The sequence below is a fragment of the Streptomyces sp. WAC03905 genome (assembly GCF_057371075.1).
Map to the genome: position 1 here is coordinate 83,625 of NZ_JBXYDZ010000002.1, position 16,728 is coordinate 100,352.

A 16,728-nucleotide genomic window follows, 5' to 3' on the forward strand; every position below is an offset into this window, starting at 1 on the left:
GCACCTTCGACGGTGGGATCAGCGGCTCCGCGATCTCCCACAGCCCATCCGGAACAATCCAACTCCACCTACCCCGCCCCATACCGACAACAACGCCTCACCACATAGGACACGTCTAAGACAAGAAGATCGCCCAGGGCAAGCACCACACCCAGGCCCTGCTCTGCCTCGCCAGACGTCGGGCCGACGTCCCCTTCGCGATGCTCCGCGACGGGACTTTCTACGAGTCCCGGCCAGCCGCGGCTGCCTGATCCTCAGCAACCTCACCGCACATGGGGCAGTCACGCTCGTCGACCGAGTCGATCACGACCGGATGACCACAGAAGTCACACGGCCGCATGCCCTCGCCCCTCGAATCCCCAACAGGCACGTCATCGCTCACGACAGCCACACTGAACCGTTCCGACTTTTCTGCCGGTGTTTTGTTGGCCGGTGATCAGTCGGCTCGTGGTTCTGTGTCAGCGTAGTGTGCTGCCGCGTACTCGGTGGGGCTGATCATGCCCAGAGTGGAGTGCAGCCTGCGGTTGTTGTACCACTCGGCCCAGGAGGCGGTGGCGTACTCGACGTCGGAGACGGTCCTCCAGGGCCCGTCGTGGAATACCTTTGGTTCGGATGCACTCGGCCTTGTAGAGGCCGTTGATCGTCTCCATCAGGGCGTTGTCGTAGGCGTCCCCGACCCTCCCGATCGAGGGCCGGATGCCCTCGATGTGCAGGTGCTCGGTGAAGCGCCCACTGGTGTATTGGGACCTGGCATCGCTGGGGTGTATCAACTGGCCGCGTGGGACGGGGTTTCCCTCGTGGCCGCGGCGTCACAGTGCCATCCGCAACGGCACGTCGACCAGCTCCACGTCCTTTCTGACGGAGGATTGCCAGCCGACGATCTTCTGGGAGAAGCAGTCCACGATGAACGCCACGTACGTGAAGGACTGGTAGGTGCGGACGTAGGTGAAGTCGGTTGTCCACTTCTGGTCCGGGGCCGGCGCGGTGAAGTTGCGGTCCAGCAGGTCCGGAGCCCGTGTGTCAGCCGGGTTGGGGAATCGTGGTCCTCGGTCTTCGCCCGCGGACCACGCCGGACAGACCGGGTGAGCGCATGGCCCGGTCGACGGCCCCGAACCCGGCCCCGGGCAGCAGGTCCGGCGGAGCAGGGCCAGCATCTTGCGTCGCCCATAGAGCCCTTCCGGAGCCAGCACACGCTGCCCGGCCGCGTTGGGGGTGAAGACCAGGGACCGGACGACGTCCTCGACCAGGGCGTCACTCACGGTCCGGGCCCGCGGGCTCGTTCCCGCCCGCTGCCGGGGCACACCAGGCCCACAAGGTTCGTGCCGTGATCTTCAGCCCCCGCCGTGTTCAGCACGGCCGGGATCGACTCGACGGCGTGACCGACGGCCTTCATCTGATCGACGAAAGCCACGATCAGCGGTTTCGGGGGGCGACTTCCCCCGCGAAGAAAATCGTCGCGGACCTCAGCACCTCGTTGACCTCGCGCAGCCGCTTGTTCTCTGCCCGCAACCGCTTGAGTTCCTCGCGCTCGTCCGTGCTGACGCCCGCGGCCTGACCGCTGTCGATCTCGTGCTGGGTGACCCAGCGGCGCACCGATTCCCTCGAGACACCGAGGGAATCGACGACCTGGATGTGGACGGCGCGCTCGGAGGAGTACTCCGAACGATGCTCCGTCACCAGCCGCACAGCCTGACTCCGAAGCGTTGAGTCAATCCTTCTAGGCATAGCCCCATCCTTCACTGATGTCTCACAACGGAGCGGCAGAGAAGCCGGAACGGTTCAGGGTGACCGGAACTCGGCGGGAAGGCCGGGCCTTGACCCCGAGTCCTGGACACGGGCTATGCGGCTTGGGCCAGTGTAGGTGATGTTGTTGTGACTGCCGTCTCGTAGGCGATCGGGCTGCGTTGTCCGAGGCGGGAGTGTCGGCGTCGGGTGTTGTAGCGGTGGAGCCATCGGAAGGCGTCGAGGCGGGCCTCGCGCTCGCTGGACCGTGCCTTCCTGTCTTGGAGCGTTTCGCGTTTGAAGGTCGTGTTGAAAGACTCCGCCAGCGCGTTGTCCGCGCTGGACCCGATCGCGCCCATGCTCTGGATCACTCCTGCTGACGTGCAGGCTTCGGCGGATGCCCGGCTCTTGTACTGCGAGCCGTGATCGGTGTGCATGATCGCACCGGTCAGGCTGCCGCGGGTCCGCCGGGCCGCGGCCAGGGCGTCGGTGACGAGTTCCGTGCGCATGTGACCGGCGATCGCCCAGCCGGCCAGGCGACGTGAGGCGAGGTCGATCACGGCCGCCAGATAGAGGAACTTCCCACCGTCCAGCGGTAGATAGGTGATATCGCCGACGTACTTCGTGTTCATCTCGGTCGCGGTGAAGTCACGTCCGAGCAGGTCGGGGGCGTTGGCCGCGGCCTGGTCGGGGACGGTGGTGCGGTGCCTGCGGCGAAGCCGCAGGCCTGCGAGCCCGATGCTCCGCATGATGCGGGCGACCCGCTTGTGGTTGACCGGCTCGCCGTCCTCTCGGAGCTCGGCAGTGATCCTGGGGACGCCGTAGGTTCCGTCCGATTGCTGGTGCACGACCGGTATTCGGGTGGCGAGCCGGGCGTCGGCCGCCTGGCGGGCGGCTCGGTCGGAGGCTGTCGCGCGCCAGCAGTAGAAGCTGGAGCGGGCGATCCCCAGAATCCGGCTTAACCGCTTGACGCCGTACCGGCGCTGGTAGTCGGCGACGAACTGGAAGCGGTTCACCAGCGCGTCTCCCCGGCGAAATACTTCGCCGCCTTCCTCAGGATCTCGCGCTCCTCCTCCAGCTCGCGGATCTTCATCCGAAGAGCGGCGTTCTCCGCCTCCAACGGCACCGCCGGCTGGGCCGGCGCCTGCGCTTGGTGTCCGCGGGGCCGGCTCGCGCCAGCGGCTCGGATCCAGTTGCGCAGGGTTTCGGGGTTGATTCCCAGATCGGCGGCGATCTGCTTGATCGTCGCTCCGGGCCGTGACTGGTACAGCGCGACCGCGTCCGCCCTGAACTGCGGCGGACAGTTCTTCATGACCACGAGATGTCCGTCCTTCAGATCCTCAGGATCCACTGTCTCGTGTGTCCAGGATCAGGGGTCAAGGCCCAGCCTCCGTGTGGTGCCGTCCTAGACAGCTCCACCACACCGGAGGTCTTCGCCATGTCGGGGACTCACACCCCAGGCCCGGTCCGAGTCGGACTCGTACCGCTGGTCGCAGTCCCCGCACAGAGACGGGTGCTTGGCCGGGGAGGAACCCCAGCCGACGGGCTTGGTCGCCTTCCATCGTTCGTCGGTAAACGCGGTACCCCATTCGGTGCAGACGGGGCGCTGGGGGGGGCGGGCCAGAAGTCGTCCGCCGCTGCCTCGCTGTGCACCGGCTCCTGGCGCTCCTTGGTGGCGGCGACAGCTTGGTGCTTGCAGCCGTCGCACAGCTGCGGTGGGTGCCGACGAGCTCTCCACAGTGCGTCTTCTCCACGGCCTCCCAGCGTTCGTCGGTGAACGGCGTTCTACAGCTGGCGCAGGTAGGCCGGCGGGCCTCGCGCTGAGCGGCTTTCCGTGCAGCTGCGGCCGCCTTCTTCGCGTCGTGCTCCTGTGCCGCGCGCCGTACCCGTGCCTGATATTCCGCCGCGCGGGCCTTGGCCTCCTCTTGCTCGCGGGCGTTGGCGGCCTCGCGGCGCGGGTTGCCGATCGCTTCCAGGAGCGGCTGCGGGTGGATGCGTCCGAAGCGGAGAAAGACCGGGCCGGCCGGGCCGTGCTCACGTAGCTGGTTCAGCCCGACTGCGATGATCGGGATCTTCCGGTCGTAGAGATGGTGGCCGCTGCGCTGCCGCTCCCCCTGCCACAGGTGACGGGTCAGCTCTTGCAGGCGCGGGACGGTGCGGTTGGGGTTGCGCTCGCCGACGCGGTTGAACACCAGCAGCATGGGCGGATGCGGCGCATCGCCGTACCGGCCCTCGGGGACCGTCCAGTGCGTGCGCCATATCGGGCGCTCCTTGCCGTCGGTGTCCTTCATCTTCCGCTTGAAGAAGTGGGCGTACTTCTCCAGCTTGGCGGCGAGCTCTTCGGCGGTTTCGTGGCAGTTGTCGACCTCGATGAACAGCAGCGGCACCTGGTCCTGCGGTGCGGTGAGGACGAGGTCGGCCTGGGCGCCGTCCTTGCCGGGCGCGTTCCACGTGCCGGTCGCCGGGAGCGGGACTTCGGTCCAGTAAGAGGCGATGGTGGCGATGCCGTCCGGGGAGTCGACGGCGGCCTGGGCGGCGGCCTGGACGTGTGGCGGGTCGTCGGTGAGCTTGGCCATGTTCGGCTTCGGGCGCAGCATGGCGATCACGGTCTCGTTGACGGCCATCGGGTGGGAGGCCCCGCTGGAGCCTGCGCCGCGCGCGGTGGAGCCCGTCTCCGTCGCCGGCCGGTTCAGCTCGTAGGAGGCGGCCAGGAGGCCCTTGGGGGTCAGGTTCCGCAGGGTGTCGCCGGTCTCGGTGGAGCCGCCGTTCTCGGACAGGCCGTGCCCCCGCATGTCGGAGAGCGCGGCCGTGTGCGAGGCGGTGCGGGCCTGCTTCTGCTTGGCCGGGGTTGGCTTGTCGGCGTGCCGGAACGTCAGGTGCGGAGCGCCGATCCGCTGGATCTGATCCGTCGTGGCCACCTTCAGCGCTCCGAGCACGCGCGGCACGTCGCCGCGGTAGCTGTTCGTCGACCCCGCCGGGTTGGTGATCCTCTTCCCCGTCATCAGCCCTGCTCCCTCTCCGTCGTTGCTCGCGACCGGCCGCCGGCCGACCGGCGCCGCTGGCCGCGGCTGGCCGGGGCTGGCCTCCGAGGGGTGTGACGATGCCGTTTTCGCGCTCATCACCGCGCTGACAAGGGGTTTTCCCCTACCCCCAGGTACCGGGCACCAAAGGGGGTTCCCGAGGGGCATCCGAAGTGGGCACCCAGGGATCCCCCTCGGGCTTGCCACCCCCACGGTCCGGCCTTCACGTCCGATCGGCCCGCGCGGTGCCGCTGCCCGTCGGCTCTCGGGTGAGTGCTCGTCATCGTCTGCTCTCCTTCGCTGCCCCGGCCGGGGCGGCCGGGGCGAAGGAGCAGCGTGCAGGTGACCACTTGTCCGCGGCCTGACCGTGGCCAGGTCAAGGAGAAACCCGGCGGCGGGCGGGTCGGTAGCGGACCTGGACAAGAGGTCAGGGCCGGGCTCGCGGTCGGACCGGCCAAGCTGGACAAGGGGGCCCTTTTTGGCCCTTGCAGTCCTGATTCGTCCGCATCCGGCGGAGGGGAGATTTCTCTGTCCTCTGTCCACAGGGTGCTCGTTCGAGGCTGCTGGGAGTCATCGTGATCCGAGCGACGTCACCCAGTTGAGGAGACCTCCATGCCATCCTGATCCCGCCTTGCACCCCGCTCACCCCGCAAGAGGTCGATCGCGCCTTCGACTACCTTCTCGCCGTGCAGACGGGCGGCGGGAACCACGCCTCCGGACGCACGTCGGCTACTCCCGAGCTGGCCTTCGTATTGCTGCGCCTCGCTGAGAACATCGTCTTCCCCATCACGGGGGTCCTCGGCGACGGGGAGCCTCGGACTCCTTCGCCCTGGACGAGGTCGGATGCATCCTGCTGTCCGCCCTACGGGACTGGACGCGCGACTCCCCCACAACGGCCGTGCTGGGCATCGCCCGCAGCATCATCCGCTTCGTCGAGAACGTCATCCCCGACCCGCCGCCCACGTAGACACCCACGCCGCCCTGGAGACCATGCGCAACGAACACCTGAAGTGGGCACACACCGTGCAGTCCATGACCGGGCGTCCGTAGCCACGCGCACGATGCGCACCGGTGCGCTGGTGCGGTGCGGTGCGGTTCCATCCGGTGCGCACCAACCCAGCCGGCGCACCCGTGGAGGTGCGCATCCGGTGGGTCGGTGCGGCGGAGTGGACCGGCTGGGTGGCGGCACATCCCTCCTTGACACGGGCCCACGTCAAGGGGAAATGCAGTAGGTACACACCGGGTGGATGGACCCCATCGTCTCGGGCGATGGCGTCCACTTCCACCGGGTGGTCTCCACTCGGTGGAGCGGATGCCGGGCACGGTGGTCTCCACACGGTGCGGTGGCCTCAAGTCGGTGGAATGGTGCGCACCATCGGGTCCACGAATTCTGCTGCACCATGTCCCGGACGTGGAGGAGGTATCGCTGTACGGCATTCCGGCGGACTACGCGGCCGCGATGCGCAAGACCTGGCGTCCCCACGTGCGACACGCAGTGCAGCTCGACGTCCGCGGTGCCCGCAAGCCGGATGCGATGGACGTGAGGGGCAGGGCCGACACCACCACCACCACCGCGCGCACGGCCGGCTATCCGCTCGAGCGACTGCACTCCCGGGCAGCGCTTGGGCGACCAGGGTGGCCGATCAAACCCGCTTCACCGAGCCGAGTCCTGGAGACCTGGGGCCGAGTAGCCACGACCTCTGGGGCAGGCAGACACCTGCCCCAGGTAGTGAGCTTCAGGGCAGTGGGGCGCCGTGGCTGACCGGGATGCCGGCCTGCCGGGCGCGGGTGATGATCGCTGGGGTGGCGCGTTCGGCGAGTGCGGCGATCGTCAGGGAAGGATTGACGGTGAGGGAGGTGGGGACGGCTGCGCCGTCGGTGACGAAAAGGCCTGGCTGTCCACGGAGTTCGTGCTGATCGGTGAGTGCTGAGGTGTAAGGGTCGTCGCCGATCCGGCAGGACCCCAGCGGGTGTGCGGTGACCGTTCCGCCGACCTGTTCAGTCCAAGGCCGGACTGTGGCCAGGCCGTCTTTCTGAAGGATGGCGCGTAGTTCGGTATCGGCAGCGTTCCAGCCGGTTTTAGTGTGGGTGGTGGGGGTGTAGGTCATGGTGCCCAGACCGAGGCCGGGAGCGAGTCGGGTGAAGCCTCCGGTGAGGGGTGGGGGGCCGAAGGTGCCCTCGTTGTCGTCCTCAGTCATGGCGAGCAGGGTCAGCCAGGACCGCCAGGACCTCCGGAGCTGCCGTTTGCCTGTGCCGAACCAGCCGGGAGCGAGAGTAGCCCGGGCGAGGGTGTTGGTGATGGGTGGGAAGTAGATCTGCTGCAGGGTGAACCGGGTGAACTCCGGCGCTTTAGGGTCCAGGTGGTCGTAGGTGGCGGTGGTAATGGGTTTACCGATCGGCAGAGCGGCGTAAGCGGTGCCATCCGGGCGGGACAGCCCTAGCAGGTCACGGACCTTAGTTTCGTTCATGGCTGCGACGCTGACGCGGTCGCCGTTGCCGGAGAAGTAGCGTCCGACGGCTGATGGGATGCCGCCCAGGGGCAGGGCGGAGCGTTGCAGGATGACGGGTGTGCCGACGGCGCCAGCGGCCAGGACGACGATCTTGGCGTGGATGGTGCCGGTCTGAAATGTGCAGGTGTAATCGGTCGGGTCCAGCACGGTGTAGCTGACCGCGTACCGGTAATCGTCGATCCAAGACGGGACGACGGTCTGGGCCTCGTGCAGGGGGTGGATGGTGGCGCCGTGGGCTTCGGCGGCGGGCAGGTAGTTGAGCAGCATGGAGCGTTTGGCGTCGAAGCGGCAGCCTGAGAGCATCCAGTTGCAGTCTGTGCAGCGGGCCAAGTCGACGGCGACCGGCACCGGGTTGCAGGTGCGTCCGGCCCTGTGGCAGGCGGCGGCGAGGACGCCGCCTGCGTAGGAGATGGAAGTCCAGTCTAGGCGGGTGGTGGGCAGGGCCTGCTCGGCCCGCTCGTACCAGGGATCGAGTGCGTCCCGGGTTAGCGCGGCGGGCCAGATGCGGCGTCCGAGGCTTCCCTGGCGTTCGAAGATGAAGGATGGGGCGCGCAGGGATGCGGCGAAGTAGACAACGCTGCTGCCTCCGACGCAGTTTCCAGCCACTACCGAGATCCCATCGCCCTTGATCACGTCCACAATGCGGGTGTAGGTGCCGAATCGCAGGTCGTGGGAGAAGTCGGTAGCGGCGAGGCGGGGGCCGCGTTCGAGGATGGTGACGCGGGCTCCGCCGGCGGCGAGGTAGTAGGCGGGGATGGCGCCGCCGAAGCCGGAGCCGATCACCAGCACGTCGGTGGTCTGGGCGCTCATGCCGGGCTCCCCGAGGCGGTGGTTTGCGGATGCAGATCAGCCAGGAGCCGGTTGTAGGAGTGCTGCGGGAAGCGCCACAAACCGTCCGCGTCCGGATCCGGGAAGCCGATCCAGGACAGACCGGGGTGGCCGTTGGCGAGTGCGGTGGTAGTGGCCTGATGGGCGGCGGTGTCGAAGGCCAGGCCGACCAGTAGGGCCATGACTTGCCAGATTGGCCGGTCCGGGTCGTCGGGGTCGAACAGGCCGGTGACCAGGGCTGTGCGGTGGCTGAACGACAGGCCGACGAACGCGGGCCGCGTCGGTGGGAGGAGCATGAGCTGACTGGCAGCCCAGGCCAGCGCCCGAGCATCGAGCAGAGCGGCAATACCCGGCAGCCACGGGGCCAGTGGCAACTGGGGGTAGGTGAGAACTTGCAGGGCGCCGGCCTGCACCGCTCCTGGTCCGGTGACGGCCCCGGCGATTGCGAGGTCACCGGAGTAGCGGCGCTGGCCGGGGATGAGGGTGTCGGCGAATGCCTCCAGGGTCTGGGTGTTCCAGGTGCCCAGCGTGGTGGTTGCCTCAGCGGGCACTGCGCTCAGCGGCCCGGCGGCCAGGAGGGCAGTGGTGGCGGCGAGGGCCTTGAGCAGGCCCCGCCGGTCCAGCGGAGTCCGAGAAACCACCGGTTCACCCGCCCAGAGCACAGCGCAGGTCGAACGGCAGCGTGGTCGTCAGGCCGCTCTCCCCAGAAGCGGTGCCGTAGGCGGCGAGCGCGTCGGCAAGATCGGGATAGAGCGGGCGCAGCGCGATTACGGCGTCGCCGATGCCGACCGAAATGCCGTTGATGCGGAAGTTGGTCAGACGTGCTCCGGCGCGCTGACTGTGTTTGTCCCACCAGTACTGGCCGTCCCAGGCCACCCACGGCACCGCACCGGTGGTGGACTGCACGCTCCAGTGGTCCTTCTGGTAGTAGTGGCAGGTGAGCAGCGGGGCCGCGATCCGGGCTGGTTCGGCGAGCAAGAACGTCAGCGCACCGCCGTTGTCGAGGGTGATGTCGCGCTTGCTGTACTTCACACACAGCGGATCGGTGAACGCCAGCCACCACGGCGGCTTCTCCGCCTCGCCAAACGTGTGACGGGTACAGATAGCGGCGAAGCCCGGCACGCTGAACGGGCCCACCACAGTTAACGATGGGGGTGAGGATGCAGCCGTCTCGGTAGGGACGGCCGCGGCCGGGGAGGCGGTTGCGGTGCACACCCCCAGGGCGAAGGCGCAGGCGAGCAGAAGGTGACGCAGGCGTGAAGGGGACACGGGACCTCCTGGAAGCGGAACAAATAGGGGCGTCGCTCAGGAAAGCCCGCCGCTACATCGCAGGCGGAGAGCCAGACACCGAGGATGAAGCACAACTACCCGCCAGTACAAGAGATGGGACGGTGACTCAGCCACTTACTGAGCATTTCATAATGAGGTTCTGAGTTGTCGCAAACAGATGATGCTGCATGCGAGTTGGAGCAGTCCGAGGTGGAGGTCGGCTCTTATCTCGTAGCGGATCCGGAGGCGTTTGAACTGGTGGAGCCATGCGAAGGTGCGCTCGCCGACCCATCTGGTCTTGCCCAGACAGGAGCCGTTGGGGTGCCCTTGCGGGCGATCTTCGGTGTGATGCCACGCCCGCGGAGCAGGCGTCGGTATTTGTCGTAGTCGTAGCTGCGGTCGGCGAACAGCCCCCGTGGCCGGTGACGGGGCCGCCCGACCAGGCCACGGATGCTGGGGATCGCGTCCAGCAGCGGCATGAGCTGAGTGATGTCGTGCCGGTTTCCGCTGGTCAGTGACACGGCAAGGGGTGTTCCACGGCGGTCGGTGATCAGACATCCGATGGGTATAGCGGGTCAAGCCGTGTGGCCAGTTCGAGCCTGGGCGGGGCGGGGAAGGCGGTGTTCTCCCCGTAGGGCCTGCCGACGGTGAGGCAGTGGTGGAGGCAGCCGTTCTCTGGGGTTCTTTCTGGTGTGGTGTGACGTTGTCTGATCCTCTTCGTTGATGCCTTGCATGACGGTTTTCCGGGGGTGTGGTGCTTGTGGTGGGCCGTCGCGTGAGGTGCACGACAGGGAAGTGATGGACGCGTTCTTGGTCCGCATGCCGTCCGGGGGCCGGTACTGGACGGTCATTGATGATCAGCTGCAGGTGATGCCGGTCGCGGATCGGTACCTACGGGATCTATGGTTCGGCCGCAGTCGCGCTGAGCTGACGACTAAGTCGTACGCCGGGGCTATCGCCTTGTACTTGCGGTGGTGCCGGCGCACGGGTCGCGACTGGGCGACGGCAGCGGCGGACATGGGGCTGTTCATAGTCTGGCTCAAGTACAGCTCCGGCGGAGCCTCGCAGATCGTCATGGCAGGTCCCGGGGTGGGCCCGGTCCGTCGGGAAGCCGGATCAACGGCGTTCTGACCGGGGTACGCGGGTTTCTGGCACATGCCGTGGCGGCGAAGGCGCGTCTGGATGGGTCCTCGGGCAGATTTACGAGATCGCTAGCACGCAGGACCTGCCACCGGAGGCCCAGGGCGAGGACACGGGGATCGGCTACCGGCTCGGTGCCCGGCACCGGCTGCAGGAGCCCGAGATCGAGGTGAACCGGGCCAGCGACGAGGAGATCGTCGCTCTGCTGCACGCCTGCCGCTCGGCACGCGACCGGCTGATTGTTCTCTTGATGGCCCGGGTGGGACTGCGCGTCGGGCAGCTGGCGGGGCTGCGTCACTGCGACGCCCACCTGATGATGGACTCCCGCATCCTGGGCTGCGATGTCGAAGGGCCGCACCTGCACGTCGTGCGACGCCAGAACCCCAACCCGGCGTGGTCCAAACGTCGTTCGTCGATCTGGTCCCCGGTCGACTTCCTCGAGGTCCAGGCATTCGACCAGTACGTCTACGAGCGCCATGAGTTCCTGGGCAACGACAGCAGCGACTTCCTGCTGGTGAACCTCTTCCGCCCGCCGCTGGGCTCGCCGGTCACCCCGGACGCGGTGGGGGAACTCGTCGAACGGCTCGGCCGGAGGGCAAAGGTGGGCCGGCACCTTACCCCGCACATGCTTCGACGGGCGTTCGGCAGCAACGTCGCCGATGCCGGTGGCTCGCTCGACGAAGTACAGCGGCTACTCGGTCAGCTGTGTCCTATGTGGTGAGGCGTTGTTGTTGTCGGTATGGGGCGGGGTAGGTGGAGTTGGATTGTTCCGGATGGGCTGTGGGAGATCGCGGAGCCGCTGATCCCACCGTCGAAGGTGCGGTTTCAGGGTGGTGGGACACCGGATACGCCTGATGAGACGTTGTTCGCGGTGATCATCTACGTGCTGGTCAGGGGGTGTGCCTGGCGGTCACTGCCGCCGTGCTTCGGGATATCGAAGTCGACGGCTCACCGCCGGTTCTTGATCTGGTCGAGGGCCGGCGTGTGGGGTCGGCTGCACGAGGGGATCCTGCACCGCCTCGACGACGCCGGCCTCCTCGTCTTGTCCCGCGTGGTCCTGGACTCTGCTCATGCTCGCGCTAAAAGGGGCGAACTCACAGGTCCGAGTCCCGTGGACCGAGGCAAGCCGGGCTCCAAGATGCACGTCCTGTCGGACGCGGCCGGACTGCCCCTCCTCGTCGGCGTCACCGCGGCCAACACCCACGACAGCCTCGCGCTGAAACCCATGATCACGGGCAACCAAACGAGACACGACCCCCACCGCGGCCGCCACTTCAAACCCCGGCGTCTGCACGCCGGCAAGGCCTACGACGTACCCGAGCTGCGGAAACGGTTACGCGGGAAGCGATCGGAGTCCGTATCGCACGCAAGGGCATCGAGCCATCGGAACGGCTCGAAGACGCCCGGTGGGTGATCGAGCCGACCATGTCCTGGCTCACCGGCTACCGCCGACTCAACCACCGCTACAAACGCCACCCCCGCAACTACCTGCCATTCCTCGGCCTCGCCGCAGCCCTCTGCTGCTACAAGCGCCACGTCCACCTCACCACATAGGACACGGTCTAAGTCGTTAGTAATTAGAAGTTCTGGATCTCTGAGGGGCCCGGGGCGGCGTTGTCCAGCCGGGGGCAGGACGTGTGTGCTCCGGTCGGTGCCGTGGTGACCCCTACGACACCTCCGACCGTGTGAGGTCTGCGCTTCCGGGCATCCCGGACGTCTCCATGCACGACACGGACCGCCACCGCACGACACGGCTCGCGCCATCGACAGTCCCCCGAGGCAGCTATGCCATCGATACCGAACCCGGGGGCGCCCCTTTCGAAATCCCGGATGCCCAGATCACGGACGTGCAGAGAAGCCGAGCGCTTCTCATGCCACCTGACATGACCGGCATGGTGTCTGCCGGCCTCAGAAACTCCGTGATTGTGCATCCACAAGACGTGCCGAGTCTGCAGCTGACCAGCCGGCTGGGCGTGCACTGCGGATGCTGCGGGCCGCGGGATTGTAAGGAATTCGGTGTAACTCCGATCATGGATGAGTGGCGTTTGTGACCAGTGAGAACATAGTCAAGGCGTCTGAGACGGGGTCTGGGCCTACGGCTGCGGATGACCGCTTCATCGAGGAACTTGTGGTCCGGGCCCAGACGGAGGGCTTGCAGTTGACGGGTGAGGGCGGGCTGCTCCGGCAGCTGACGAAGCGGCTGCTGGAGTCCGCTCTCGAGGGTGAGATGACCGGTAACCTCGGGTATGACCGGCAGGATCCGGCGGGGAAGAACGGCCAGAACTCCCGTACCGGCAAGCGGGTCAAGACCGTCATCACCGATGCCGGCCTGGTGACCGTCCAGGTTCCCCGGGACCGTGACGGCGCCTTCGAGCCGCAGATCGTGAAGTACCAGCGCCGGCTGACCGGCGTCGACGAAATGGTCCTCTCGTTGTCGGCGAAGGGGCCTGGCCCGCGGTGAGATCTCCTCGCACCTGGCCGAGGTCTACGGCGCCGACGTGTCGAAGCAGACCGTCTCCACGATCACCGATTCGGTGATGGAGGGCATGGCCGAATGGCAGGCCCGCCCGCTCGACCGCGTCTACCCGGCCGTCTTCATCGACTGCATCAACGTGAAGATCCGCGAGGGCCAGGTCGACCAGCCGCCCGATCTACATGGCCCTCGCGGTCACGGCCGAGGGCAACCGCGACATCCTCGGGCTCTGGGCCGGCAGCGAAGGAGGCGAAGGCGCCAAGCACAGGCTCCGTGTCCTGAACCGAGCTGAAGAACCGCGGCCCCGAGGACATCCTGATGCTGGTTTGCGACGGCTTGAAGGGCCTGCCCGACACGGTCTGGGGAGGTCTGGCCCAAGACCGTCGTGCAGACATGTGTCGTTCACCCGCTGCGGGCTTCGTTCCGCTACGCCGCCCGCCAGGACTGGGACAAGATCGCCAAACCACTCAAGCCCGTCTACACCGCTCCGACCGATGATGCCGCGACCAGCCGGTTCCTGGAGTTCTGCGAGGAATGGGCCACCAAGTATCCAGCGATCGTCCGGCTCTGGGAGAACGCCTGGGCCGAGTTCGTCCCCTTCCTGCAGTTCGACGCCGAGATCCGCCGGATCCACTGCACCACCAACGCCATCGATTCCGTCAACGCCCGCATCCGCCGGGCCGTGAGGACCCGCGGCCACTTCCCCTCCGAGAACGCCGCCCTGAAGTGCGTCTACCTCGCGGCGATGTCCCTCACCCCGACGGGCACCGGCCGCAAACGCTGGACCACCCGCTGGAAGCGGGCCCTCCAAGCCTTCGACATCGCCTTCGACGGCCCCCTCACCAACAACCGAATCTGGCCCGACCAGCCAACCCAATTACACCAAAAACTCTACAGCCCCTATCAATCGCGGGGGAGTTGTAGCGGCCGTCAGACGGCCCGGAACCGTGGCGGGCCGCTCTTGTTTCCTCGCCGCTACGCCGAACGGCGCGTGAGGGGCTCCTGAAGCCCGGAAGAGGCTGGCGGGGAGCAACTGCTGCTGCGATGTGGCGCGGTCCAGCGTGATCGCTCCGCTCGTCGTGGCCGGGCGTCCGGTCGCCCCCGACAGGCGGGCTCGCCTCTCGGCGCCCGCCGCGTGCGAGTGGCCCCGGTGGCAGATCGTGCACGCCCGCTGGAACTCCGGACCGGAATTCCAGCGGGTTTGGGGCCTCGCGCACATTATGCGCGTGCGCACGAGACACCGCCAGAACTCCAGCCGGACGATCACCCAGAGCTGTCGGCTTCCCGGCCTATCCGCCTGCCGTCCGGTCGGTCTCGTCCCATAGCTGCGACATCGCCCCAGCCGATTCGGTTGCCGACGCTCCGCGGCGAGCCCCTTGGCAACCGCCACCATGATGTTCGCCCATATCTGCTCTGCGTGCCAGGCGGTCTTCCGGCACATCAAAGACCAGCACTTCGGCAGGCGCCCCCGTCGCAGTGCCCAGATCCTGAGCCGTCTTTCCACGCCGCCGATCGTACGCGGTGCCCGCCGCGTAAATGCTGGATGCCGAGCAGCGCGGGGCCGAGGCATACACCTGGGTGTAGGATTTATGGCATGGGAGTCACGTGGGGAATAGTCCGATACGACAAGAAATACTTCCCAAGGGAGAGGCGCAAGGAAATACTGGAAGATTGGAGGCCGCTTGTAGAGTTCTGCGATCAGCAGGCAGGGTTCAGCATAATGCACGGGGAAGATCGAATAAATTTGCGCCGCAGCGCAACCCGGGGAGGAGGCGGTGAGTGGCAAGTGGAAGTCACGGAAACCGCCGAACCAGAAACGCTAAAAGTGCTGGAAGGATTAACAATCGGAGATGGTACGTATGGAATCTTTGAACAACTATTCGACGGATATCAACTATTTGTCCCCTGGGAGCCAACCCATTGGAAAATTGAATCTCCTGGAAGCATCATAGATAAAAACATAGTTGCATCTTTATTTTCTCTCCAGGTCTGGATGATAGACCTTCAGAGAAATCCGCCTAGAGATCCTTCGGTCGCAAGGCTGGCAGGAGAATTGTTGAATGCCGCAAAAATCGCCAGCTCTTTCAATATGATAATTAGGATCAATTTCTGAGATTCAAAGTTTTGATTGCGCAAGGTGAAGGTCGACAGGTGCTATCAATCGCTTACCCCAGGAGGGGCAGAGAAATTTTTATTCTTTCAGCCCGCCCTCCGACGTTGGAACTCGAGAGCGAACGAAACGAAGGCAGGTATGGGGAACCGAAAGCGTGGTACGCATGTCCAGATCACCCAGGAGGCATGGCACGCCCAAGTGGTTGGCCCCCCAGGCGAACCGACTCCAGAACGCTTCCAGGGGCGCCGTGAAGCACTCTTCGAAGCACTAGCCGAAGGACCGCAAGCAGTTCAGCCACTGATCGAGTCGTGGGGGCTGATCTGGAAAGCGAGCCCTCACGTTGCCCCCACAGTGGACGTGGCCGCGCTGGATTCCAACAGCCAAGCCTGAGATCTCTCACACTCTTGCACCACGACCCAATGGCCAGACAACGCAACCAAGACCGCAAAAGCATTCCTAGTTCAACGGGCCGTCTCGCTGCCCTCTGGACAGACGCCAGACCGAAATCAGGCCGGCGCGCACCGGGCACAGGAGGCCACCGGCCAGTCCCGTTCAGGGCGCCTGAATACACAGACGGGCCGCACGCAGGAGAGAAAGGGTCCAGCGTGCGGCCCGTCTGACACCACAGAGATAAAACAGCATAACGCCTGTAATGGGGCAGTTGAGGCATCAGACACGCGGTTTACATGGCGCCGACCAACCCGGGGCTGTTCGAGAAGATCTAGGGGGACCGGCGTGTGGATCCGACGGTCTCGGGCCGGCAGCTGGCTCTGCGCTACCGGGTGAGCCGGAACACGGTGGCGGAGGCGCTTCGCACGCCGACTGCCGAGGGAGCGCAAGCGGCCCGCGTCTCGTGGGTCGGTGCTGGTGCCGGTGATGTCCCGGATCGACGAGATGCTCTGGGCGGAACTGGAGGCGCCGCGGAAGCAGCGGCACACCATCGAGCGGATCAAGGTCCGTCTCGCGGTCGAGGACGACTTCGACCTGGCGTCGTACTTGACAATCCGGGACTATGTCCGCGGGCGGCGCCCGCAGCTGACGGCGCTCGCCAAGGAAGGCCGCCGCCACCTGGAGGGCACCGTCGCGCAGGAGAAGCAGCCCGGGCAGGAGGCGGAGGTCGACTTCGCGGATGTGTGGGTGGACCTGGCCGACGAGCGGGGCAAGTGCGTGCTGTTCACGCTCCGCATGTCCTACAGCGGCAAGGCGGTGCACCGCGTCTACGCCACCGCGTCCCAGCAGGCGTTCCTCGAAGGGCACGTCACGGCGTTCGAGGCGTTGGGCGGTGTCCCGGCCGGGCGCATTCGATATGACAACCTTCGGCCGGCGGTGCGGCAGGTGTGTTTCGGGCGGAACCGCAACGAGACGACCCGCTGGGTGAGCTTCCGGTCCTGGTACGGCGTCACGTCGTTCTACTGCGTCCCGGGCGAGGAGGGCGCGCATGAGAAAGGCGGGGGCGAGCACGAGGGCGGCCGGTTCCGCCCGCACCCACATGGTCCCGCCGCCGCAGGTCACGACGCTGACGGAGCTCAACGAGCAGTTGGCCGAGATCGACGAGCTGGAGGACGTCCGGCACATTCAGGGCAGGCGACCAGCATCGGCTTCGACTTCCACGCCGAGGGGCCGCTGCTGAGAACCTGTTTCTGATCCGGGGAC

9 protein-coding genes and 4 pseudogenes are annotated in these 16,728 nt (G+C 66.6%); 6 read left to right on the forward strand and 7 right to left on the reverse strand.

The annotated features are described in order from the left end of the window. Nucleotides 1-119: 119 nt before the first annotated feature. Nucleotides 120-251, forward strand: a pseudogene (locus tag AC2RP6_RS01040) (IS110 family transposase); the annotation flags it as partial. A gap of 185 nt (nt 252-436) precedes the next feature. Here the strand turns inward: AC2RP6_RS01040 and AC2RP6_RS01045 are convergent. The 7 genes and pseudogenes from AC2RP6_RS01045 to AC2RP6_RS01075 form a co-directional block, all read right to left on the reverse strand. Next, a pseudogene (locus AC2RP6_RS01045) lies at nt 437-1,725 on the reverse strand (IS3 family transposase). A gap of 113 nt (nt 1,726-1,838) precedes the next feature. Next, nucleotides 1,839-3,040 (reverse strand): IS3 family transposase gene (locus AC2RP6_RS01050; protein WP_486444613.1). Its coding sequence is split into 2 segments (ribosomal slippage): nt 1,839-2,749 and nt 2,749-3,040, totalling 1,203 coding nucleotides; the frame shifts between segments, so codons are not numbered across the junction. Between the two features lie 58 nt (nt 3,041-3,098). Further along, nucleotides 3,099-4,724 carry a replication-relaxation family protein gene (locus AC2RP6_RS01055; RefSeq protein ID WP_486444392.1) on the reverse strand — a complete coding sequence of 542 codons (1,626 nt, stop codon included), beginning with the start codon at nt 4,722-4,724 and terminating at the stop codon, nt 3,099-3,101. A 1,754-nt stretch (nt 4,725-6,478) separates the two neighbouring features. Beyond that, a complete protein-coding gene (locus tag AC2RP6_RS01060) occupies nt 6,479-8,062 on the reverse strand; it encodes a GMC family oxidoreductase N-terminal domain-containing protein (protein ID WP_486444393.1) in 1,584 nt (527 codons plus the stop codon). Next, nucleotides 8,059-8,721 (reverse strand): DUF5987 family protein, encoded by a 663-nt coding sequence (locus AC2RP6_RS01065; RefSeq protein WP_486444394.1) that lies wholly within the window; start codon nt 8,719-8,721, stop codon nt 8,059-8,061. The genes AC2RP6_RS01060 and AC2RP6_RS01065 overlap by 4 nt, the downstream gene beginning before the upstream one ends. Nucleotides 8,722-8,725: 4 nt before the next feature. Then, the gene (locus tag AC2RP6_RS01070; protein WP_486444395.1) at nt 8,726-9,217 is read right to left on the reverse strand and encodes a hypothetical protein; all 492 of its coding nucleotides are present in this window, start codon (nt 9,215-9,217) and stop codon (nt 8,726-8,728) included. 279 nt (nt 9,218-9,496) lie between these two features. Continuing rightward, a pseudogene (locus AC2RP6_RS01075) lies at nt 9,497-9,903 on the reverse strand (IS5 family transposase); the annotation flags it as partial. Nucleotides 9,904-10,658: 755 nt separating this feature from the next. Here AC2RP6_RS01075 and AC2RP6_RS01080 point away from each other — a divergent pair. The 5 genes and pseudogenes from AC2RP6_RS01080 to AC2RP6_RS01100 all read left to right on the forward strand — a co-directional run bounded on the left by AC2RP6_RS01080 (nt 10,659) and on the right by AC2RP6_RS01100 (nt 16,719). After that, nucleotides 10,659-11,210 (forward strand): tyrosine-type recombinase/integrase, encoded by a 552-nt coding sequence (locus AC2RP6_RS01080; protein WP_486444396.1) that lies wholly within the window; start codon nt 10,659-10,661, stop codon nt 11,208-11,210. A gap of 18 nt (nt 11,211-11,228) precedes the next feature. Continuing rightward, a protein-coding gene (locus AC2RP6_RS01085) for an IS5 family transposase (RefSeq protein WP_486444397.1) occupies nt 11,229-12,043 on the forward strand; the annotation gives its coding sequence in 2 pieces (ribosomal slippage) (nt 11,229-11,838 and nt 11,838-12,043; 816 coding nt in all). Nucleotides 12,044-12,551: 508 nt separating this feature from the next. Beyond that, a pseudogene (locus AC2RP6_RS01090) lies at nt 12,552-13,791 on the forward strand (IS256 family transposase); the annotation flags it as partial. A gap of 765 nt (nt 13,792-14,556) precedes the next feature. After that, entirely contained in the window at nt 14,557-15,075 is a 519-nt protein-coding gene (locus AC2RP6_RS01095) for a hypothetical protein (protein WP_486444398.1), read from the forward strand. Nucleotides 15,076-15,951: 876 nt separating this feature from the next. Further along, entirely contained in the window at nt 15,952-16,719 is a 768-nt protein-coding gene (locus AC2RP6_RS01100) for an IS21 family transposase (RefSeq protein ID WP_486444399.1), read from the forward strand. Nucleotides 16,720-16,728: the final 9 nt, after the last annotated feature.